The sequence below is a fragment of the Pseudomonas sp. BIC9C genome, assembly GCF_034541995.1.
Taxonomy (GTDB): Bacteria; Pseudomonadota; Gammaproteobacteria; order Pseudomonadales; family Pseudomonadaceae; genus Aquipseudomonas; species Aquipseudomonas fluorescens_CC.
In genome coordinates this window covers 1,398,790-1,419,153 of sequence record NZ_JAWDGM010000001.1, presented here as the reverse complement: position 1 = coordinate 1,419,153, position 20,364 = coordinate 1,398,790, and the positions used below count along the sequence as shown (strand labels likewise).

Genomic DNA, 20,364 nt, shown 5'->3' with positions numbered 1-20,364 from the left:
CGGAAGCGAGGCATAGTCTCTGAAGGTCAACTCCTTCTAAAAACAAAGAAAAGGTGCCGCATGATCCCCAGAACCCTGTTCAGTTCCGAGCACGAGCTTTTCCGCGACAGCGTGCGAACGTTCCTCGAAAAAGAGGCGGTGCCGTTCCATGGGCAATGGGAAAAACAAGGCTATATCGACCGACAACTGTGGAACAAGGCAGGGGAGGCGGGGATGCTGTGCTCGCACCTGCCGGAAGAATACGGCGGTCTGGGGGCGGACTTTCTCTACAGTGCCGTGGTGATCGAAGAAGTGGGGCGACTTGGCCTGACCGGCATCGGTTTTTCCCTGCACTCGGACATCGTGGCGCCGTACATCCTGCATTACGGCAGTGAAGCGCTGAAACAGAAGTACCTGCCGAAGCTGGTGTCCGGCGAGATGGTTACCGCGATCGCCATGACCGAGCCAGGCGCCGGTTCCGATCTGCAAGGCGTGAAAACCACGGCCGTGCTCGATGGCGATGAGTACGTGATCAACGGCTCCAAGACCTTCATCACCAACGGTTACCTGGCCGATCTGGTGATCGTCGTCGCCAAGACCGATCCGAAGGCCGGCGCGAAGGGCACCAGTCTGTTTCTGGTGGAGGCCAACACGCCGGGCTTCGACAAGGGCAAGCGCCTGGAAAAGGTCGGGATGAAAGCCCAGGACACCTCGGAACTGTTTTTCCAGGACGTGCGTGTGCCCAAGGAAAATCTGCTGGGCCAGGCCGGGATGGGCTTTGCCTACCTGATGCAGGAGTTGCCCCAGGAGCGCCTCACCGTGGCCGTTGGCGGGCTGGCTTCAGCTGAAGCGGCGCTGCAATGGACGCTGGACTACACCCGCGAGCGCAAGGCGTTCGGCAAGTCGATCGCGGATTTCCAGAATACCCGGTTCAAATTGGCGGAGATGGCCACGGAAATCCAGATCGGCCGCGTCTTCGTCGACCGCTGCCTGGAGTTGCACCTGCAAGGCAAGCTCGACGTGCCTACGGCGGCGATGGCCAAGTACTGGGGCACCGATCTGCAATGCAGGGTGCTCGACGAGTGCGTGCAGTTGCACGGTGGTTACGGATTCATGTGGGAGTACCCGATCGCACGGGCATGGGCGGATGCGCGGGTGCAGCGGATCTATGCCGGGACGAACGAGATCATGAAGGAGATTATTGCGCGGTCGCTTTGAATCATTTTTGATGGCTGAAAAGATCGCAGCCTGCGGCAGCTCCTACATGGGACTGGCGTGAACCCTGTAGGAGCTGCCGCAGGCTGCGATCTTTTTTTTACTGCAAATTATGGAGCAGGATTCGGATGATCCTTGTGAATCGCCTCGATCCCTTCCAGCACTTCCTCCGACAGTTTCAGATCGAAACTGGCAATGTTGCTCTCCAGTTGTTCCATGGTCGTTGCGCCAATGATGTTGCTGGTCACGAACGGCTGCTGCGTCACGAACGCCAGGGCCATTTGCGCCGGATCCAGACCGTGTTCACGGGCCAGTGCCACGTAACGGCTGCAAGCTGCTTCCGACTGTGGGTTGAAATAGCGACTGAAGCGGCTGTAGAGGCTCAGGCGACCTTTTGGCGGGCGGGCGCCACCTTCGTACTTGCCTGACAGGAAACCGAACGCCAGCGGCGAATAGGCGAGCAGGCCGCATTGCTCGCGGATGGCGATTTCCGCCAGGCCGACTTCAAAGCTGCGGTTGAGCAGGTTGTACGGGTTCTGGATCGACACGGCGCGTGGCCAGCCTCGGGCTTCGGCCAGCGCCAGGAAGCGCATGGTGCCCCATGGCGTCTCGTTGGACAGGCCGATGTGGCGGATCTTGCCGGCCCGGACCTGCTCGTCCAGCGCTTCGAGGGTGTCCTCCAGCGGGGTCAGGTTGGCTTCGATCTTGTGCTTGTAGCCGAGCTGGCCGAAGAAGTTGGTGCTGCGCTCCGGCCAGTGCAACTGGTACAGGTCGATGTAGTCGGTCTGCAGGCGCTTGAGGCTGGCATCCACGGCTTCGGTGATGTGCTGCCGGTTGTGCCGAAGGTTCCTGTCACGGATGTAGTCGATGGTGTTGCCGGGGCCGGCGATCTTGCTGGCCAGGATCCAGTCCGCGCGGTCGCCGCGGCTTTTGAAGTAATTGCCGATGTAGCGTTCGGTGGTGGCGTAGGTTTCGGCCTTGGGTGGCACCGGGTACATCTCGGCGGTGTCGATGAAGTTGATCCCGGCAGCCTTTGCCCGCTCAATCTGGGCGAAGGCGTCTGCCTCGCTGTTTTGCTCGCCCCAGGTCATGGTTCCGAGGCAGATGGCGCTCACGTTCAGGTTCGTTCGGCCTAGCTGGCGATAGTCCATCGGGTGCTCCTTGGGCAAAACAATCATAAAAGCAGGTTGAATTATTTTTCGCAATCTGCATAATTGCGCACCTCTTTCTGCAGTGGAAGTGATGCGCCGCCGCCGAAGAATCTTGCCGTTGAACGGACGCGCCGACCCGAGCCCCCGAAAGCGTCTGTATCCGGCTGCCTTTGACTTGTCAAAGTACGCACTATTCAGTAAGATCCGCCGTCTAATTTACAGGGCGGCCCCTGAGGCTATAAAGAATGAAAACTTTTACTGCTAAACCGGAAACAGTAAAGCGCGACTGGTTTGTCGTCGACGCTGCTGGTCAGACCCTGGGTCGTCTGGCCACCGAAATCGCGAGCCGTCTGCGTGGCAAGCACAAGCCTGAGTACACTCCTCACGTTGACACCGGCGACTACATCGTCGTAATCAACGCTGAGCAAATCCGTGTTACCGGTGCTAAAACCACTGACAAAATGTACTACTCCCACTCCGGTTTCCCGGGCGGCATCAAGTCGATCAACTTTGAAAAGCTGATCGCCAAGGCCCCTGAGCGCGTGATCGAGACCGCGGTCAAAGGCATGCTGCCTAAGAACCCGCTGGGTCGCGACATGTACCGTAAGCTGAAAGTCTATGCGGGCGCTGCACACCCTCATACTGCTCAGCAGCCCCAAGAACTGAAGATTTAACGGAATAGTTCATTATGTCGGCGACTCAAAATTACGGCACTGGCCGTCGCAAGACCGCAACCGCACGCGTTTTCCTGCGTCCGGGTACTGGTAACATCTCCATCAACAACCGTTCGCTGGATAATTTCTTCGGTCGCGAAACTGCCCGCATGGTAGTTCGTCAGCCGCTGGAATTGACTGAGACTGTCGAGAAGTTCGACATCTACGTCACCGTGATCGGCGGTGGTGTAAGTGGTCAGGCTGGCGCAATCCGCCACGGCATCACTCGCGCTCTGATGGACTACGACGAGACTCTGCGCAGCGCCCTGCGTAAAGCCGGCTTCGTAACCCGCGATGCTCGTGAAGTTGAACGTAAGAAAGTCGGTCTGCGTAAAGCGCGTAAGCGTCCGCAGTACTCGAAGCGTTAATTCGCTTTCACGTTCAAAAAAGAACGCCCAGTATCCTCACGGAGCTGGGCGTTTTTTTATGTCTGCGATTTATCAAAGAATTGCGCTGTGACAACTTGCCACATCCGTAGGCGCCCTATACTACAAGGCTTGGGGGTGATGGGCTCCGGTAATTACCTTGTCAGGATTGGGGCTTTTCATTACCATTCGGCAAAATTTTTATAAGTACATAGATTTACTTAGTAGATGCCTGATTTAACAGGCCACAAAGCTGATGGGAGAGGACTGAATGAGCAATGACGGCGTGAATGCAGGCCGGCGTCGCTTCTTGGTAGCAGCCACATCCGTGGTGGGTGCTGCAGGAGCGGTGGGGGCTGCGGTCCCGTTCGTGGGGTCATGGTTTCCCAGTGCCAAGGCGAAAGCCGCAGGTGCACCGGTGAAAGTGAATGTCAGCAAAGTCGAGCCAGGCCAGCAGATGATTGCTGAGTGGCGCGGCCAGCCGGTGTTCATTGTCCGCCGTACACCGGAAATCCTGGGGAATCTGAAGAAGATCGAGGGCCAGCTCGTTGATCCGACCTCCAAGAACTCGACACAACCGACTTACGTTGATCCGGAAACCCGTTCGATCAAGCCTGAGGTCCTGCTGCTGATTGGTATCTGCACGCACCTGGGTTGCTCGCCGACCTTCCGTCCTGAAGTGGCACCTGCGGATCTGGGTAAAGACTGGGTGGGTGGTTATTTCTGCCCTTGTCACGGTTCCCACTACGATCTGGCAGGTCGCGTCTACAAGTCGCAACCTGCGCCTTTGAACCTGCCAGTTCCCCCGCATTCCTATGAGACCGATGAGATCATTATCATTGGCGTCGATACGGAGAAAGCGTGATGAGCAAGTTCATGGATTGGGTTGACGCACGCTTTCCCGCCACCAAGATGTGGGAAGACCATCTCAGCAAGTATTACGCTCCGAAGAACTTCAACTTCTTCTACTTCTTTGGCTCCCTGGCACTGCTCGTGCTGGTCAATCAGATCGTTACCGGTGTCTGGCTGACCATGAGCTATACCCCGTCGGCGGAAGAGGCATTCGCCTCCGTCGAATACATCATGCGCGACGTCGAGTACGGCTCGATCCTGCGTCTGCTGCACTCCACCGGCGCTTCGGCGTTCTTCATCGTGGTCTATCTGCACATGTTCCGTGGCCTGCTCTACGGTTCGTACCAGAAGCCGCGTGAGCTGGTGTGGGTCTTCGGCATGCTGATCTACCTGGCATTGATGGCCGAAGCCTTCATGGGTTACCTGCTGCCGTGGGGGCAGATGTCCTACTGGGGTGCCCAGGTAATCATCTCGCTGTTCGGTGCGATTCCGGTCATCGGCAACGACCTGACCCAATGGATTCGTGGTGACTACCTGATCTCCGGCATTACCCTGAACCGCTTCTTCGCCTTGCACGTGGTTGCCCTGCCGATCGTTATCCTGGGTCTGGTGGTGTTGCACATCCTGGCGTTGCACGAAGTAGGTTCGAACAACCCGGACGGCGTGGACATCAAGAAGCACAAGGATGAAAACGGCATACCGCTGGACGGCATTGCCTTCCACCCGTACTACACCGTGAAAGATATCGTCGGCGTGGTGGTGTTCCTGTTCATCTTCTGCTCGATCGTGTTCTTCTTCCCGGAAATGGGCGGTTACTTCCTCGAAAAGCCGAACTTTGAAGTGGCAAACGCCTTCAAGACCCCAGAGCACATCGCTCCGGTCTGGTACTTCACCCCGTTCTACGCCATCTTGCGTGCTGTTCCGGACAAGCTCTTCGGTGTGATCGCCATGGGCGCGGCCATTGCCGTGCTGTTTGTCCTGCCATGGCTGGACCGTAGCCCGGTCAAGTCGATGCGCTACAAGGGCTGGCTGAGCAAGATCTGGCTCTGGGTGTTCTGCATCGCGTTCGTGATCCTGGGCGTGCTGGGCGTATTGGCCCCAACCCCTGAGCGTACGTTGCTGTCGCAGGTATGTACCTTCCTGTACTTCGCCTACTTCATTCTGATGCCGTTCTACACCAGGCTCGAGAAGACCAAACCGGTTCCGGAAAGGGTGACTGGCTGATGAAAAAACTATTTGCTGTATTGATGCTTGCCGCGCTGCCAGTGTTCGCTTTCGCAGCAGAACACGGTGGCCCCGAGCTGGAAAAAGTCGACATCGACGTTTCCGATAAAGCAGCCATGCAGGATGGCGCGCGTACGTTCGCCAACTACTGCATGGGTTGCCACAGTGCCAAGTTCCAGCGCTACGAGCGTGTTGCCGACGACCTGGGCATTCCCCATGAGTTGATGATGGAGAAGCTGATGTTCACCGGCGCCAAGATCGGCGACCACATGAGCATCGGCATGCAGCCGGCGGACGCCAAGGCCTGGTTTGGCGCCGCGCCACCGGACCTGACCCTGGTTGCCCGTGTTCGCGGTACTGACTGGCTGTACGGTTACCTGAGGTCGTTCTACGAAGATCCGGCGCGCCCATGGGGTGTGAACAACAAGGTCTTCCCGAACGTGGGTATGCCTAACGTCCTGGCCGGCCTGCAAGGTCGCCAGGTGGTTGGCTGCAAACAGGTACAAATCGTCGAAGACGGCAAGAAGCAATATGATCCTCTGACCGGTACGGCGCTGACCCATGAAGCGTGCGATCAGTTGACCATCGTGCCGAAAAGCGGTGCCCTGACTGCAGAGCAGTTCGATGAGAAGGTCAAGAATCTGGTAACCTTCCTGGCTTACTCGGCTAACCCGGTTAAGCTGCAACATCAGCGCATCGGTACTTACGTATTGTTGTACCTGGCGTTCTTCTTCGTATTCGCTTACCTGCTCAAGCGCGAATACTGGAAAGACGTGCACTGATAAAGCTTCAAGCTATTGCTGTTAATCGCGCGCGCCCAAGGGCGCCTCTGAAGGTGTAGCGAAACTGGTGATCCAGTCGTTACGGGAGGCGCCCTCTGGGCGCGCTCGTTTTTCCGCGTTCGATTATTTCTACAAGCGAGGAGGATCGCCATGGGCGTGACCAATCGGTTGGCCTGTTACTCCGACCCCGCCGACCACTATTCCCACCGAGTGCGCATCGTACTGGCAGAGAAGGGTGTCAGCGCCGAGATCATTTACGTGGAAGCTGGACGCCAGCCACCTAAACTGATTGAAGTGAACCCTTACGGCAGCTTGCCCACCCTGGTCGATCGCGACCTGGCATTGTGGGAGTCGACTGTGGTGATGGAATATCTGGATGAGCGTTACCCGCACCCGCCGCTACTGCCGGTTTATCCCGTGGCGCGTGCCAACAGTCGCCTGCTGATGCACCGCATTCAGCGGGACTGGTGTGGTCTGGTGGATCTGATTCTGGATTCGCGGACCAAGGAGGCGGCCCGTGCCGTGGCCCGGAAAGAATTGCGCGAAAGCCTGACGGGTGTGTCGCCGCTGTTCGCCGACAAACCGTTTTTCCTCAGTGAGGAACAAAGTCTGGTGGATTGCTGCCTACTGCCAATACTCTGGCGATTGCCGATTCTGGGTATAGAACTGCCGCGGCCGGCCAAGCCGCTGCTTGATTATATGGAGCGCCAGTTTGCGCGTGAGGCTTTCCAGGCGAGTCTGTCTGGTGTCGAACGCGACATGCGCTAAGGCTTAAGGAGCCGCTATGAACTCCAGTCGACCTTATCTGGTCCGCGCGCTCTATGAGTGGATTGTGGACAACGATTGCACCCCGCACATGCTGGTCAATTCCGAGTACCCGTCGGTACAGGTTCCACAGGGGTTTGCCAGTGACGGGCAGATCGTCCTGAATGTATCGCCACAAGCCGTGCGTCACTTGCACATGGATAACGAGGCGGTCAGTTTCGAGGGGCGCTTTGGTGGTGTGCCGCACACACTGTATGTGCCAATCGCTTCGATCCTGGGAATCTACGCTCGGGAGAATGGTCAGGGCATGGTGTTTGATCTGGAATCGCCGATGGGCGAGGATGACGAGATCGAACCAGATGACGATCTTCCGCCACCCGACAGTGAGCCGCCGCGTCCAAGCGGTCGCCCCAGTCTGAAAGTGGTGAAGTAATAAAAAAGGCGATCCAGATGGATCGCCTTTTTTATTGCGCGGGATTGCAGGTCAGTCGATGTACTCGAACAATTTCACAATCTTCTGTACGCCGGAAACGCCCTGTACCAGGTTGGTCGCCTGCGCAGCTTCCTGCTTGGTCAGCAGGCCCAGCATGTAGACGATACCGTTTTCGGTGACGACCTTGATGCGCGAGCCAGGGATGTTCGCATCGGCGAGCATCTGGGTCTTGATCTTGGTGGTCAGCCAGGTGTCGTTCTGGCGTGCCAGCAACGAGGAGGGTGGCAGGATCTGCAGTTCGTTGTGCACCTGCTTCACGCGCTGGACCGCGGCAGCGGCCTGTTCGGCCTTGGCCTTGAGGTCTGCGCGTGGCGTTTGCCCGGCAAGCAGCACGACACCGTTGAAGCTGGTGACGACGATGTGCGAATCCTTGTCCAGGGCCGGGTCAGCCTTGGCGACGTTCACGCCAACCTTGGTGTCGATCAGGGAGTCGTCGATCTTGCTGCCCAGTGTGCGAGTACCGCGGTCATCTTCAATCGGTGCTTCACGGCTGGCAGTCACGACCGAGGTGCAGCCACTGATGCCGAGGCACAGGGTCAAGGCCAACAGGCCAAGGCGATTAGGGGTCATTCTTCACTCCCGAACAATTGGCTGTCGATCAAATCGCAAAGGCAATGGATCGCCAGCAGGTGGACTTCTTGAATACGAGCGGTGACGTTGGCCGGTACGCGAATCTCCACGTCCTCGGGCAACAGCAGCGACGCCATGCCGCCGCCATCACGACCCGTTAATGCTACGACAATCATTTCGCGATCATGTGCGGCCTGGATCGCTTGAATTATGTTGGCCGAGTTGCCGCTGGTGGAGATAGCCAGCAGCACATCGCCCGGTTGGCCGAGTGCGCGGATCTGCTTGGAGAAGATCTCGTTGTAGCTGTAGTCGTTGGCGATCGAGGTGATCGTCGAGCTGTCGGTCGTCAGGGCGATGGCTGGCAGGCTCGGGCGCTCGCGCTCAAAGCGATTGAGCAGCTCGGACGAGAAGTGCTGGGCGTCGCCTGCAGAGCCGCCGTTGCCACAGGAAAGCATTTTGCCTTCGTTGAGCAGGGCGTTGACCATGACCTGGCTGGCTTGCTCGATGTGCGGTGCAAGTACTTCCATCGCCTGTTGCTTGGTGTCGATACTGGCCTGAAAAAGCTGGCGAATTCGGGATTGCATGTCCATCTGTGTGACCTTAAGTAGCGCGGCTGTTCGGCACGTGAATGTGCAGCCCGCAAAGCAAAGAGCAAAAGTGTTGGGTGATAGTGTCCGGTTCGCAATGCCGGCGATCAGCCGTCGAAGGCATTCTGTAGCCAATTCAACTGATCGAGATTGCTGTCGATGGCAATCACGTCGAAGCGGCAAGGGGAATTGGCCCAGCGCGACTCGCACTGAAGAAAATACTGCGCGGCGAAAATCAGTTTTTGCCGTTTGCGCTCATCGATGCTATCGAGCGCGCCACCCCATTGAGTGTTTTTTCTGTAGCGGACTTCAACGAATACTACTGTATCGCCATCTAGCATGACCAGATCAAGCTCGCCGCGTTTACACAACCAGTTCTGCGCCAGCAGGCGCAGACCCTGTTGTTGAAGATGCTCGAGCGCATGGCGCTCGGCATCCTTACCGCTTTGCTGGCGTGACCTGTCAGGCATCAGCGAGCGGTGTCCGGCAGGCGCTGGACCTGGCCATTGGCGAACTGGGCCCATGGCAGCTGGCGTACGACACGCTGGCTCTGAGTCATGCCAAGGCTGCCCGATTCACCGTCGATCCGGCTGTCCGGCAGAGACTTGAGCTGGCCCAGGCGTGGCGCCAGTCGATAGGCGTCCACGCCCATTGCATACAGACGCCCCAGGCTGCCGGCGGCTTGTGGCCACTGGGCGGTGACCTGGCGGCGCAGTGGATCGTTGGCGTCCAGCAACCATGGCGTCTCGCAGAAACGGATGCCATTCATGTCGTTGTACTGGTTGATGTCACCGCTGGCACTGAACACGTGGGAGGTGGCGTAGACCGGAACATCGCCTGCGTACTGGAAGTTAAGGGTCGGTTTGATCTGCTGGGCCTGTTGCGGTGTTGCGGCCAGGAAGATGAACTCGATGTCCTGGCGGCGCGATGGCTGGGCAGCCACTTGCGAGCCAACAGTGCTTTGCAGGCTCTTGGCGCGACCTTCGCTCTGGCGCAGCTGGAACATGTCGGCAATCTGCTGGGCCAGCTGGACCGGCTGATCGACGCGTTCGGTGGCGACGATGGTGCCACCATTGGCTTGCCAGTCCTGGCTGAACGCCTTGAGCACGCGGTCGCCCCATTCGCCTTTCGGCACCATGATGGCTGCCCGATGCAGGCCGTCGGCGCGAGCGCGGCGCGACACTTCGCGGGCTTCGTCTTCAGCGGCCAGACCGAACTGGAACAGCTGTGCCGGGCCTTGGTCGCCTTCGCTGTAGTTCAGCGCCAGCGTGGTGATCGGCAATTGCGGGCGGGTGCTCAGCTGTTTGACCAGCGGCTTCTCCAGCGGCCCGACGACCAGTTGCACGCCATCGGCCTGGGCCTTGCGGTAGAACTCGTCCATGGAGGTCAGGTGCGAGCTGTCATAAAACTCGATGGCGGGTGGCTTCTGCCCGGCCTGTTGTGCCTGGTAGTGAGCGGCCATGAAGCCGTCGCGCAGTGCTTTGCCAACCGAGGCCAATTGGCCGTCCTGAGGCAACAGCAGGGCGATCTTGTTCAGGGGCTGGCTGGCCAGCTCCTTGAGTTGGGTCAGTGGCTGTGGCAATTGAATGGCTGCCGGGTGTTTCGGATTCTTCGCGCGCCAGTTATCGATGGCGGCCTGTTGCTGCTCCAGGGTGCCGGCGGATTTCACGGCCAGCGCCAGGGCCATCCAGCCACCGAGATCGTCGGTGGTGTTCGGCTGCAACTGATCGGTTGGCAACGAAGCGATCAGGGTCCAGATGGCTTCGTGGTTTTTGCTCGCGGCTTCGCCTTTCAGCATCGGGGCAATGAAAATGCGCTCGCGAGCGGCGGCGAGTGTCTGGCCATCGGCTTCAAGGGCGCGGGCGTGAACGGTGCCGGTGCGCACCTGTTGCTCTACGGGCAGTTCGCTCAAGCGCTGCAGGCTGGGATGGCTCAAGGCAGTAAGTGCTGCCTTGGGCTGGTTGCGGGTCATGGCCAGTTCAGCCGCCAGAGTGCTGGCGAAAATCTGTTGGCCCGGCTTGAGCTGCTCGATCGGAACCTGTTGCAGGATTTGCGCGGACTGGCCGGCATTGCCCTGGTGATAGGCTAGGTCTGCAGCGCTCAGGCGCAGCAGGGCGGCATCTTCCGGTGATTTGCTTTGGGCAGCCTTCGCAAGCAGTTGCTCGATACTGGCGTCCGGTGTCCGTGGAAGTTCGCCAAGGCTGGAGGAGGGCGAGCTGGCGCAAGCCGCCAGCAAGGCAGCGAGGCAGAGGGCAGATAACAGCCGCAGGCAAGCGATCATGTAAGCGTTCCTGATACTCGATCAAATTAGCGTGGAATTGTACCCAAGCACTGGCCGGGGCGCGATGTTAGTGGCGTGAATCGATCAATTTAGCTGGTGTAAATGTTGCGCCAGTACACAAACGGTCGGCGATACCACGTTTGCTTGCGCGTATCGTGAGTCTCGCTACGCGCTACAATGGCGGCTTTTACCGATCATGAGGTGTGCGCTTTGACTGCTCCAGGTGCTTTGAATTCCGCTGCTGGCTCGCTTTATGTGGTGGCGACGCCCATCGGCAACCTGGATGACATCAGTGCGCGGGCGCTGAAGATTCTGCGTGAAGTGGCCTTGATCGCCGCGGAAGACACCCGCCATTCCCAGCGCTTGATGCAGCACTTCGGCATTTCGACGCCATTGGCAGCCTGCCACGAGCATAACGAGCGGGATGAAGGTAGTCGCTTTATCACTCGTCTGCTTGCCGGCGACAACGTGGCGTTAATCTCCGACGCCGGCACGCCGCTGATTTCCGATCCGGGTTATCACCTGGTGCGGCAGGCCCGGGCAGCGGGTATCGATGTGGTGCCGGTTCCGGGTGCCTGCGCGTTGATTGCAGCGTTGTCGGCGGCAGGGCTGCCTTCCGACCGATTCATTTTCGAGGGTTTTCTGCCAGCCAAGGCTGTGGGGCGGCGAGCGCGTCTGGAGCAGGTAAAGGAAGAGCCTCGCACATTGATCTTCTATGAGGCTCCGCATCGCATTCTGGAATGCCTGCAAGACATGGAACTGGTGTTTGGCCCCGAGCGCCCGGCGCTGCTTGCCCGTGAGTTGACCAAGACGTTTGAAACGCTCAAGGGGCTGCCGCTGGCTGAGCTGCGCGAGTTCGTCGAGTCGGACAGCAATCAGCAGCGTGGCGAGTGCGTGGTGTTGGTGGCGGGCTGGTCTGCCCCCGAAGAGGAGGGCGCCGTCAGCAGCGAGGCGATGCGCATCCTCAACCTGTTGCTCGAAGAAATGCCGCTCAAGCGTGCAGCGGCTTTGGCGGCGCAAATCACCGGCGAGCGCAAGAATGTGCTGTACCAGATCGCCCTGGATAAACAGAAAAGCGAGTAAAACCCGACGTGCAGGCGTGCTCAAGGGCGCTTGGCCCTTGTTCTTCGGGCGCTCTGCCGGTAACCTTCGCGGCGGAGAGTCGATTGGACAGTCGCTGCCCCCTATGAAAATTAGGGGGGGGAGGAAAGTCCGGGCTCCATAGGGCGAAGTGCCAGGTAATGCCTGGGAGGCGTGAGCCTACGGAAAGTGCCACAGAAAATAACCGCCTAAGCGCTTCGGCGCCGGTAAGGGTGAAAAGGTGCGGTAAGAGCGCACCGCACGTCTGGTAACAGTTCGTGGCTAGGTAAACCCCACTTGGAGCAAGACCAAATAGGGTCCCAAGGCGTGGCCCGCGCTGGGACCGGGTAGGTTGCTAAAGGTGTCCAGTGATGGCCATCGTAGACGAATGACTGTTCAAGACAGAACCCGGCTTACAGATCGACTCTCCACCTTTTTTCTCCTCTGCTTGAATCATTGGGCAGAGTGTTGGTGATAGCCATTTCCCTTCGTGCACAAGCGTCGGGAGAAGCGGTTTTGTGATATCGATTAGCCCGCGCTTGTAGTGATCGCATAAACTCCACGCAGCACCGGTTTTCCTCCTTGCACAATCGTCAGGAGACACGGTTTTGTGATATCGATTAGCCCGCGCTTGTAGTGATCGCATAAACTCCACGCAGCACCAGTTTTCCTCCTTCCACAATCGTCAGCAGAACCACTTTTGTAATACCGAAAAAATCTTACTCTTAATAAATTACTTTAACTTCCGAATGCAGCCTCCTGCGCTGATTCAAGTTATCGGGCAGTTTCATGTGCCGGATTCTCGTTGCCCCTCCTTTAATGCTCCTAAATCTCAGTTCTGTAAGGGTTTTCCTTTGATCCGCGCCTTGACGGTGTGGTGGGCGCATTCCTATAGTGTGCGCAAGTGGCGGAAAGTGGCATGAAGTGGGTTTTTTGAACTCAAAACGCTAGAATTTGGAGAAACGCAGACGTGTTTCGCGGAGCCAACGTTATCAGTCTCGATGCAAAGGGCCGTCTCGCCATGCCGAGCCGGTACCGTGACGAGCTCGATTCGCGTAGTTCCGGTCAATTGATCGTAACAATTGATGCCGTTGATCCTTGTTTGTGTGTTTACCCCCTCGATGAGTGGGAAATTATTGAAACCAAACTGCGCGCACTGCCTTCGCTTCGCGAAGAGAACCGCCGCTTGCAACGTTTACTGATTGGTAATGCCGTCGACCTCGAGCTCGATGGCAGTGGTCGCTTTCTGGTTCCGCCGCGTCTTCGTGAATATGCCAAGTTGGATAAACGCGCGATGTTGGTAGGCCAACTGAACAAGTTCCAATTGTGGGACGAGGATGCCTGGAACGCGGTTTCTGCCGCTGACCTGGCTGCTATTCAACAACCGGGCGCTATGCCTGATGAACTGCGTGATTTGATCCTGTGACTATTGATAGCGGCTTTAACCACATCACCGTACTGCTTGACGAAGCCGTCGAAGCTCTCGCCGTACGTCCTGATGGCTGCTATCTGGACGGCACGTTCGGACGCGGCGGGCACAGCCGGTTGATCCTCAGCCAGCTCGGCCCCGATGGCCGGTTGCTCGGATTCGATAAAGATCCACAAGCGATTGCCACCGGGCAGACGCTAGCGGCCGAAGACGGCCGCTTTGTCGTTGTGCAGCGCAGCTTTGCCGAACTCGGTTCGGAAGTCGCCGAACGCGGTCTGGCTGGCAAGGTCAGCGGCGTTCTGCTGGATCTTGGCGTGTCCTCGCCACAGCTCGACGACCCTGAACGCGGTTTCAGTTTCCTCAACGACGGCCCGCTGGACATGCGCATGGATCCGTCTCGTGGCATCAGCGCCGCCGAATTCGTCAACACCGCACCCGTGGAAGAAATCGCCCGTGTGTTCAAGGAATACGGCGAAGAGCGTTTCTCCGGTCGCATGGCCCGTGCCGTGGTCGAACGTCGCGACATCAAGCCGTTCGAGCGTACCGGTGACCTGGCGGAAGTCCTGAAGGTCGCCAACCCGGCGTGGGAAAAGGGCAAGAACCCTGCAACCCGTGCGTTCCAGGGATTGCGTATTCACGTCAACAACGAACTGGGCGATCTGGAGACCGGCCTCGAAGCCGCGCTGGAATGCCTGGAAGTGGGCGGTCGCCTGGTGGTGATCAGCTTCCATTCGCTGGAAGACCGCATCGTCAAACTGTTCATGCGCAAGCTGGTGAAAGGCGAAGCCGACAACCTGCCGCGCAACCTGCCGGTTCGGCACGTCGCTTTCGAACCGAAAATCAAAGTCCATGGCAAAGCGCAGACGGCCTCCGACGCCGAACTCAAAGCCAACCCACGTTCCCGTAGCGCTGTCATGCGTGTGGCGGAGAAGCTGCGGTGAGCAAGCTTTTCGCCAAGCCATTGCCCGGCGGAAGCTTCTTCATGCTGCTGCTGTTTGTTGCCGTGCTCGTTTCGGCTATCGGCGTGTCTTATAGCGCCCACTGGAATCGCCAGTTGTTGAACACGCTGTACAACGAATTGAGCGTGCGCGACAAGGCGCAAGCCGAGTGGGGCCGGTTGATTCTGGAACAGAGCACCTGGACCGCCCACAGCCGTATCGAAGTGCTGGCCACCGAGCAATTGAAAATGCACATCCCCGGTGCCGCTGACGTGAAGATGGTGGCGCCATGATGAAGCTCGAAGGTGCGCTCTTCCCTTGGCGTTTCCGCGTGGTGCTGGGTTTGCTCGGCGTCATGGTGGTTGCTATCTGCTGGCGCATCATCGATCTGCAAGTGGTCGACCGTGACTTCCTGAAAGGTCAGGGCGATGCGCGCAGTGTCCGTCATATTCCGATTCCGGCTCACCGTGGTTTGATCACCGACCGTAACGGCGAGCCTTTGGCGGTCAGTACCCCGGTGACCACGCTGTGGGCCAACGCCAAGGAAATGCAGCTGGAAAAAGACAAGTGGCCAGCACTGGCCGCCGCGCTGGGGCAGGATCCCAAGGCCCTGACCGAGCGTCTTGAAGCCCAGGCCAACAAGGAATTCATCTACCTGGTGCGCGGGCTGACGCCGGAGCAGGGGCAGGCTGTGCTCGACCTGAAGGTGCCGGGTGTCTACGGCATCGAAGAGTTCCGGCGCTTTTATCCTGCCGGCGAAGTCACCGCCCATATGGTCGGGTTTACCGACATCGACGATCACGGTCGTGAGGGTGTCGAACTGGCCTACGACGAATGGCTGGCCGGGGTCCCTGGCAAGCGTCAGGTGATCAAGGACCGGCGCGGCCGGCTGATCAAGGATGTCCAGGTCACCAAAAACGCCAAGGCCGGCAAGCCCTTGGCGTTGTCCATTGACCTGCGCCTGCAATACCTGGCCAACCGTGAGTTGCGCAACGCGATCATCGAGAACGGCGCCAAGGCCGGCAGCCTGGTGATCATGGACGTGAAGACCGGCGAGATTCTCGCGATGGTCAACCAGCCGACCTATAACCCGAACAACCGTCGCAACCTGCAACCGGCGATGATGCGTAACCGCGCGATGATCGACGTGTTCGAACCCGGTTCGACCATGAAAGCGATCTCGATGAGCGCTGCGATCGAAACCGGCCGCTGGAAGCCGAGCGACACGGTCGAGGTGTATCCGGGCTCGTTGCAGATCGGCAAGTACACCATCAAGGACGTATCCAAGACCGAAGGCCCGGTGCTCGACCTGACCGGCATCCTGATCAACTCCAGTAACGTCGGCATGAGCAAGGTCGCGTTCGACATCGGCGGCGAAACGATCTTCCGTCTTGCGCAGAAAGTCGGCCTCGGCCAGGACACTGGCCTGGGCTTCCCGGGTGAACGCGTCGGCAACCTGCCGAACTACCGCGAATGGCGCAAGGCAGAAACCGCCACGCTGTCCTACGGCTACGGTATCTCCGTGACCGCGATCCAGTTGGTCCACGCCTTCTCGGCCCTGGCCAACAACGGTCGCCTCGCACCGCTGACCCTGATCAAGACCGACAAGCCGCCGCAAACCACTCAGGTGTTGCCAGAGACTGTCGCGAAAACCATGCAAGGCATGCTGCAACAAGTGATCGAAGCCCCGCGCGGTGTGTTCCGTGCGCAAGTGCCGGCGTATCACGTGGGCGGCAAGTCCGGTACCGCTCGTAAAACATCGGTTGGCACCAAGGGTTACGCCGAGAACTCCTACCGTTCGCTGTTCGCCGGTTTCGGCCCGATGAGCGATCCGCGTTACGCCATCGTTGTCGTCATCGATGAGCCGACCAAGGCTGGTTACTTCGGTGGCCTGGTTTCCGCACCGGTGTTCAGCCGCGTGATGTCGGGCACCCTGCGCCTGATGAACATTACGCCGGACAACCTGCCACCTACTCAACAAGCGAACGCGACACCGGTCGTTCCGCTGAAAGCCAATGGAGGGCGCGGCTGATGTCTCTGAGCCTGAACAAGATTTTCCCTCACGCCGGTCACGATCTGCTGATTCGCGAGCTCGCCCTGGACAGCCGCAAAGTGCGCGCGGGTGATCTGTTCCTCGCCGTGCCGGGCGGGAAGTTCGATGGGCGTGCGCACATTACCGACGCCTTGCAACGTGGTGCTGCTGCAGTGGCCTATGAAGTCGAAGGCGCCACGGTCCTGCCGATCACTGAAGTGCCGCTGATTCCGGTCAAGGGGCTGGCGGCCCAGTTGTCGGACATCGCCGGGCGTTTTTATGGCGAGCCAAGCCATCACCTGAACCTGGTGGGCGTGACCGGCACCAACGGCAAGACCAGCGTGACTCAATTGGTCGCCCAGGCACTGGACCTGCTTGGCCAGCACTGCGGCCTGGTCGGCACACTCGGTTGCGGCTTCTACGGCGCGCTGGAAAGCGGCCTGCACACCACGCCGAATCCGATTGCCATGCAAGCGACCCTGGCGGACCTGAAAAGGCCGGGGCCAAAGCCGTGGCGATGGAAGTTTCTTCCCATGGCCTGGACCAGGGCCGTGTGACGGCATTGGCCTTCGATGTGGCGGTGATGACCAACCTGTCCCGCGATCATCTGGACTACCACGGCACCATGCAGGCTTACGGCGAGACGAAGGCCAAGCTGTTTGCCTGGAATGATTTGAAATGCCGCGTGGTCAACCTCGACGACGAGTTTGGTCGGCAGCTGGCCGCGGACAAGCGCGAGTCGCGGCTGATCACCTATAGCCTGGAAGATTCCAGCGCCTATCTGTATTGCCGCCAGGCGCAATTCGACGACGACGAAGGCGTGCGTGCCACGCTGGTCACGCCACAGGGCGAGCATCTGTTGCGTAGCGCTTTGCTTGGTCGCTTCAACCTGAGCAACGTCCTGGCGGCAGTCGGCGCGTTGCTCGGTCTGGAGTACGCACTGGACGAAATCCTCAAGGTGCTGCCGATGCTCGAAGGCCCGGCCGGTCGCATGCAGCGTCTGGGTGGTGGTTCGCAGCCGTTGGTGGTGGTCGATTATGCCCACACCCCGGATGCCCTGGAAAAAGTGCTGCTGGCTCTGCGTCCACACGCCAAGGGCCAGTTGCTGTGCCTGTTCGGCTGTGGTGGCGACCGTGATCGCGGCAAGCGTCCGCTGATGGCGGAGGTGGTCGAGCGTCTGGCCGATCGTGTGTTGGTCACCGATGACAATCCGCGTACGGAAGACCCCTTGGTGATTTTCGATGACATCCGCGCCGGTTTCACGGCTGTGGATAAGGTGGAGTTCGTTGCCGGTCGTGGTCAGGCGATTGCCCGGTTGATCGCCAGTGCCTCGGTGGACGACGTGATTGTCCTGGCCGGCAAAGGTCATGAGGACTATCAGGAAATCAACGGCGAACGTCATGCCTTTTCCGATCTGATCGAGGCTGATCATGCCTTGACTGCGTGGGAGGTTGCCCATGCTTGAGGCCTTGAAACTGAGCGAACTGACCAGTGCGCTGAATGCTCGCCTGGTGTCCACCGATGCCAGATTCGACGGCGTCAGTATCGACAGCCGCGCGATCAAACCGGGCCAACTGTTTATTGCCCTGGCCGGTCCGCGTTTTGACGGTCATGACTATCTGAATGAAGTCGCCGCCAAGGGTGCCGTGGCCGCGCTGGTCGAGCGTGAAGTCGCCGATAGCACCTTGCCGCAATTGCTGGTCAAGGACACTCGCCAGGCCCTCGGCCAGTTGGGCGCGCTGAATCGCGCCGCCTACGCCCATCAGGTCGCAGCCGTCACCGGCTCCAGCGGCAAGACCACGGTCAAGGAAATGCTCGCAAGCATCCTGCGTACCCGCGGTTCGGTACTGGCGACCCGTGGCAACCTGAACAATGACCTCGGCGTGCCGTTGACCCTGCTCGAACTCGCCCCGGAACACAACGCGGCGGTGATCGAGTTGGGCGCTTCGCGTCTGGGTGAAATCGCTTACACCGTAGGGCTGACGAAGCCGCACGTGGCGATCCTCAACAACGCAGGGACCGCCCACGTAGGCGAGTTCGGCGGGCCGGAGAAAATCGTCGAGGCCAAGGGCGAAATCATCGAAGGGCTGGCGGCCGATGGCGTCGCCGTGCTCAACCTCGATGACAAGGCATTCGGTATCTGGAAGGCGCGCGCCGGTGATCGCAAAGTGCTGACATTCGCCTTGAGCAACAGTAATGCCGACTTCTACGCCAGTGACCTGGCCACTGATGCTCGCGGTTGCCCGGCGTTCAACCTGCATACACCTGAAGGTGTGGAGCGCGTTCAACTGAATCTGCTTGGCACCCATAACGTCGCCAATGCGATGGCCGCCGCCGCTGCCGCCCATGCCTTGGGTGTGTCGCTGTCTGGCATCGCTACCGGCCTGGGCGCGGTGCAACCGGTCAAGGGGCGCACCGTTGCGCAATTGGCCAGCAACGGCATGCGCGTGATCGATGACACTTACAACGCCAATCCCACCTCCATGTGCGCTGCCGTTGATATACTGGCCGGCTTTTCCGGTCGCACCGTCCTGGTGCTCGGAGATATCGGCGAGTTGGGCGATTGGGCGGAGCAGGGGCACCGCGACGTGGGCGCGTACGCCCGTGGCAAGGTTTCTGCGCTGTACGCCGTCGGGCCAATGATGGCTCACGCCGTGAACGCATTCGGTCCACAGGCTTTTCACTTCAGCACGCAGGCTGAACTGATCAAGGCCCTGGGTGCCGAGCAAGACACAAACACCACCATTTTGATCAAGGGGTCGCGCAGCGCTGCGATGGAAAACGTCGTCGCCGCCTTGTGCGGGTCCAGTCTGGAGAAACATTAATGCTGCTGCTGCTAGCGGAGTATCTGCAACAGTTCTACAAAGGCTTCGCGGTCTTCCAGTACCTGACCCTGCGCGGGATCCTCGGTGTGCTGACCGCGCTGGTCTTGTCGCTGTGCTACGGCCCGTGGATGATCCGCACCCTGCAGAACCGTCAGATCGGCCAATCGGTGCGTAACGACGGCCCGCAATCGCACCTGTCCAAGTCGGGCACACCGACCATGGGTGGCGCATTGATTCTGTCGTCCATCGGCGTCAGCACCTTGCTCTGGGCTGACCTGACCAACCGTTACGTCTGGGTCGTGTTGCTGGTGACCCTGCTGTTCGGCGCCATCGGCTGGGTCGACGACTACCGCAAGGTCATCGAGAAGAACTCCCGTGGCCTGCCGAGCCGCTGGAAGTATTTCTGGCAGTCGGTGTTCGGCCTCGGCGCTGCGATCTTCCTTTATATGACCGCGGCCACTCCAGTGGAAACCACGCTGATCCTGCCGATGCTCAAGGACTACAGCATTCCGCTGGGCGCAGGTTTCATCGTCCTGACCTATTTCGTGATCGTCGGTTCGAGCAACGCGGTCAACCTGACCGACGGCCTCGACGGTCTGGCGATCATGCCGACGGTAATGGTCGGCGGCGGCCTGGGCATTTTCTGCTACCTGTCGGGTAACGTGAAATTCGCCGAATACCTGCTGATTCCTTATGTACCGGGCGCCGGTGAATTGATCGTGTTCTGTGGTGCACTGATCGGCGCAGGCCTGGGTTTCCTCTGGTTCAACACCTATCCGGCACAAGTCTTCATGGGCGACGTCGGCGCACTGGCGCTGGGCGCGGCCCTGGGCACCATCGCGGTGATCGTCCGTCAGGAAATCGTCCTGTTCATCATGGGCGGCGTGTTCGTGATGGAAACCCTGTCAGTGGTCATTCAGGTTGCCTCTTTTAAACTGACCGGTCGCCGCGTATTCCGCATGGCGCCCATTCATCACCACTTTGAACTCAAGGGCTGGCCCGAGCCGCGCGTGATCGTCCGTTTCTGGATCATCACCGTGATTCTGGTGCTGATCGGTCTTGCCACCCTGAAGCTGAGGTAGA

General features: G+C 59.2%; 20 protein-coding genes, 1 other RNA gene and 1 pseudogene. 17 read left to right on the top strand and 5 right to left on the bottom strand.

Annotated features, from left to right (window positions below):
- The first annotated feature begins 60 nt into the window (after nt 1–60).
- The gene (locus tag RS887_RS06595; RefSeq protein WP_322614803.1) at nt 61–1,197 is read left to right on the top strand and encodes an acyl-CoA dehydrogenase family protein; all 1,137 of its coding nucleotides are present in this window, start codon (nt 61–63) and stop codon (nt 1,195–1,197) included.
- Between the two features lie 107 nt (nt 1,198–1,304).
- Here RS887_RS06595 and RS887_RS06590 read toward each other — a convergent pair whose 3' ends face one another.
- Nucleotides 1,305–2,345 carry an NADP(H)-dependent aldo-keto reductase gene (locus RS887_RS06590; RefSeq protein WP_322614802.1) on the bottom strand — a complete coding sequence of 347 codons (1,041 nt, stop codon included), beginning with the start codon at nt 2,343–2,345 and terminating at the stop codon, nt 1,305–1,307.
- Nucleotides 2,346–2,590: 245 nt separating this feature from the next.
- Here RS887_RS06590 and rplM point away from each other — a divergent pair, with 245 nt between their 5' ends.
- The 7 genes from rplM (at nt 2,591) to RS887_RS06555 (ending at nt 7,479) form a co-directional block, all read left to right on the top strand.
- A complete protein-coding gene (rplM, locus tag RS887_RS06585; protein WP_003228062.1) occupies nt 2,591–3,019 on the top strand; it encodes a 50S ribosomal protein L13 in 429 nt (142 codons plus the stop codon).
- Nucleotides 3,020–3,033: 14 nt separating this feature from the next.
- Nucleotides 3,034–3,426, top strand: a complete 393-nt coding sequence (rpsI, locus tag RS887_RS06580) for a 30S ribosomal protein S9 (protein WP_003228056.1) — start codon at nt 3,034–3,036, stop codon at nt 3,424–3,426.
- Between the two features lie 268 nt (nt 3,427–3,694).
- Nucleotides 3,695–4,288 carry a ubiquinol-cytochrome c reductase iron-sulfur subunit gene (petA, locus tag RS887_RS06575; RefSeq protein ID WP_008016685.1) on the top strand — a complete coding sequence of 198 codons (594 nt, stop codon included), beginning with the start codon at nt 3,695–3,697 and terminating at the stop codon, nt 4,286–4,288.
- Nucleotides 4,288–5,499 carry a cytochrome b gene (locus RS887_RS06570; RefSeq protein WP_085715925.1) on the top strand — a complete coding sequence of 404 codons (1,212 nt, stop codon included), beginning with the start codon at nt 4,288–4,290 and terminating at the stop codon, nt 5,497–5,499. The genes petA and RS887_RS06570 overlap by 1 nt, the downstream gene beginning before the upstream one ends.
- Entirely contained in the window at nt 5,499–6,281 is a 783-nt protein-coding gene (locus RS887_RS06565; protein ID WP_008016687.1) for a cytochrome c1, read from the top strand. Before RS887_RS06570 ends, RS887_RS06565 begins: the two co-directional genes overlap by 1 nt.
- Before the next feature lie 150 nt (nt 6,282–6,431).
- Nucleotides 6,432–7,049: a glutathione S-transferase N-terminal domain-containing protein gene (locus RS887_RS06560; RefSeq protein WP_007989864.1), complete on the top strand. Its 618-nt coding sequence runs from the start codon at nt 6,432–6,434 to the stop codon at nt 7,047–7,049.
- 16 nt (nt 7,050–7,065) lie between these two features.
- Nucleotides 7,066–7,479 (top strand): ClpXP protease specificity-enhancing factor, encoded by a 414-nt coding sequence (locus RS887_RS06555; protein WP_007998247.1) that lies wholly within the window; start codon nt 7,066–7,068, stop codon nt 7,477–7,479.
- A gap of 51 nt (nt 7,480–7,530) precedes the next feature.
- Here the strand turns inward: RS887_RS06555 and RS887_RS06550 are convergent, their stop codons facing one another.
- The 4 genes from RS887_RS06550 to RS887_RS06535 form a co-directional block, all read right to left on the bottom strand.
- On the bottom strand, nt 7,531–8,109 hold the full coding sequence (locus RS887_RS06550) for a BON domain-containing protein (protein ID WP_007989868.1): 579 nt from the start codon (nt 8,107–8,109) through the stop codon (nt 7,531–7,533).
- A complete protein-coding gene (locus RS887_RS06545) occupies nt 8,106–8,699 on the bottom strand; it encodes a phosphoheptose isomerase (protein WP_007972584.1) in 594 nt (197 codons plus the stop codon). Before RS887_RS06545 ends, RS887_RS06550 begins: the two co-directional genes overlap by 4 nt.
- Nucleotides 8,700–8,803: 104 nt before the next feature.
- A complete protein-coding gene (locus tag RS887_RS06540; protein ID WP_111279712.1) occupies nt 8,804–9,166 on the bottom strand; it encodes a YraN family protein in 363 nt (120 codons plus the stop codon).
- Nucleotides 9,166–10,977 carry a penicillin-binding protein activator gene (locus RS887_RS06535; protein ID WP_008016691.1) on the bottom strand — a complete coding sequence of 604 codons (1,812 nt, stop codon included), beginning with the start codon at nt 10,975–10,977 and terminating at the stop codon, nt 9,166–9,168. The genes RS887_RS06540 and RS887_RS06535 overlap by 1 nt, the downstream gene beginning before the upstream one ends.
- Before the next feature lie 177 nt (nt 10,978–11,154).
- Here RS887_RS06535 and rsmI point away from each other — a divergent pair, with 177 nt between their 5' ends.
- From rsmI to mraY, 9 genes and pseudogenes are all read left to right on the top strand, one after another.
- Nucleotides 11,155–12,060 carry a 16S rRNA (cytidine(1402)-2'-O)-methyltransferase gene (rsmI, locus tag RS887_RS06530; RefSeq protein ID WP_322614801.1) on the top strand — a complete coding sequence of 302 codons (906 nt, stop codon included), beginning with the start codon at nt 11,155–11,157 and terminating at the stop codon, nt 12,058–12,060.
- A 75-nt stretch (nt 12,061–12,135) separates the two neighbouring features.
- An RNA gene (gene rnpB / locus RS887_RS06525) (RNase P RNA component class A) lies at nt 12,136–12,489 on the top strand.
- A 538-nt stretch (nt 12,490–13,027) separates the two neighbouring features.
- Nucleotides 13,028–13,483: a division/cell wall cluster transcriptional repressor MraZ gene (gene mraZ / locus RS887_RS06520; protein ID WP_322614800.1), complete on the top strand. Its 456-nt coding sequence runs from the start codon at nt 13,028–13,030 to the stop codon at nt 13,481–13,483.
- Entirely contained in the window at nt 13,480–14,427 is a 948-nt protein-coding gene (gene rsmH / locus RS887_RS06515; protein WP_008016693.1) for a 16S rRNA (cytosine(1402)-N(4))-methyltransferase RsmH, read from the top strand. The genes mraZ and rsmH overlap by 4 nt, the downstream gene beginning before the upstream one ends.
- Nucleotides 14,424–14,717, top strand: a complete 294-nt coding sequence (gene ftsL / locus RS887_RS06510; protein ID WP_008016694.1) for a cell division protein FtsL — start codon at nt 14,424–14,426, stop codon at nt 14,715–14,717. The genes rsmH and ftsL overlap by 4 nt, the downstream gene beginning before the upstream one ends.
- Nucleotides 14,717–16,456, top strand: coding sequence for a penicillin-binding protein 2 (locus tag RS887_RS06505; RefSeq protein ID WP_322615266.1), 1,740 nt, complete (start codon nt 14,717–14,719; stop codon nt 16,454–16,456). The genes ftsL and RS887_RS06505 overlap by 1 nt, the downstream gene beginning before the upstream one ends.
- Nucleotides 16,456–17,921 (top strand): annotated as a pseudogene (locus tag RS887_RS06500) (UDP-N-acetylmuramoyl-L-alanyl-D-glutamate--2,6-diaminopimelate ligase). Before RS887_RS06505 ends, RS887_RS06500 begins: the two are co-directional and overlap by 1 nt.
- Nucleotides 17,914–19,281 (top strand): UDP-N-acetylmuramoyl-tripeptide--D-alanyl-D-alanine ligase, encoded by a 1,368-nt coding sequence (locus RS887_RS06495; RefSeq protein WP_322614799.1) that lies wholly within the window; start codon nt 17,914–17,916, stop codon nt 19,279–19,281. Before RS887_RS06500 ends, RS887_RS06495 begins: the two are co-directional and overlap by 8 nt.
- Entirely contained in the window at nt 19,281–20,363 is a 1,083-nt protein-coding gene (gene mraY / locus RS887_RS06490; protein ID WP_008016698.1) for a phospho-N-acetylmuramoyl-pentapeptide-transferase, read from the top strand. Before RS887_RS06495 ends, mraY begins: the two co-directional genes overlap by 1 nt.
- Nucleotide 20,364 lies beyond the last annotated feature (1 nt).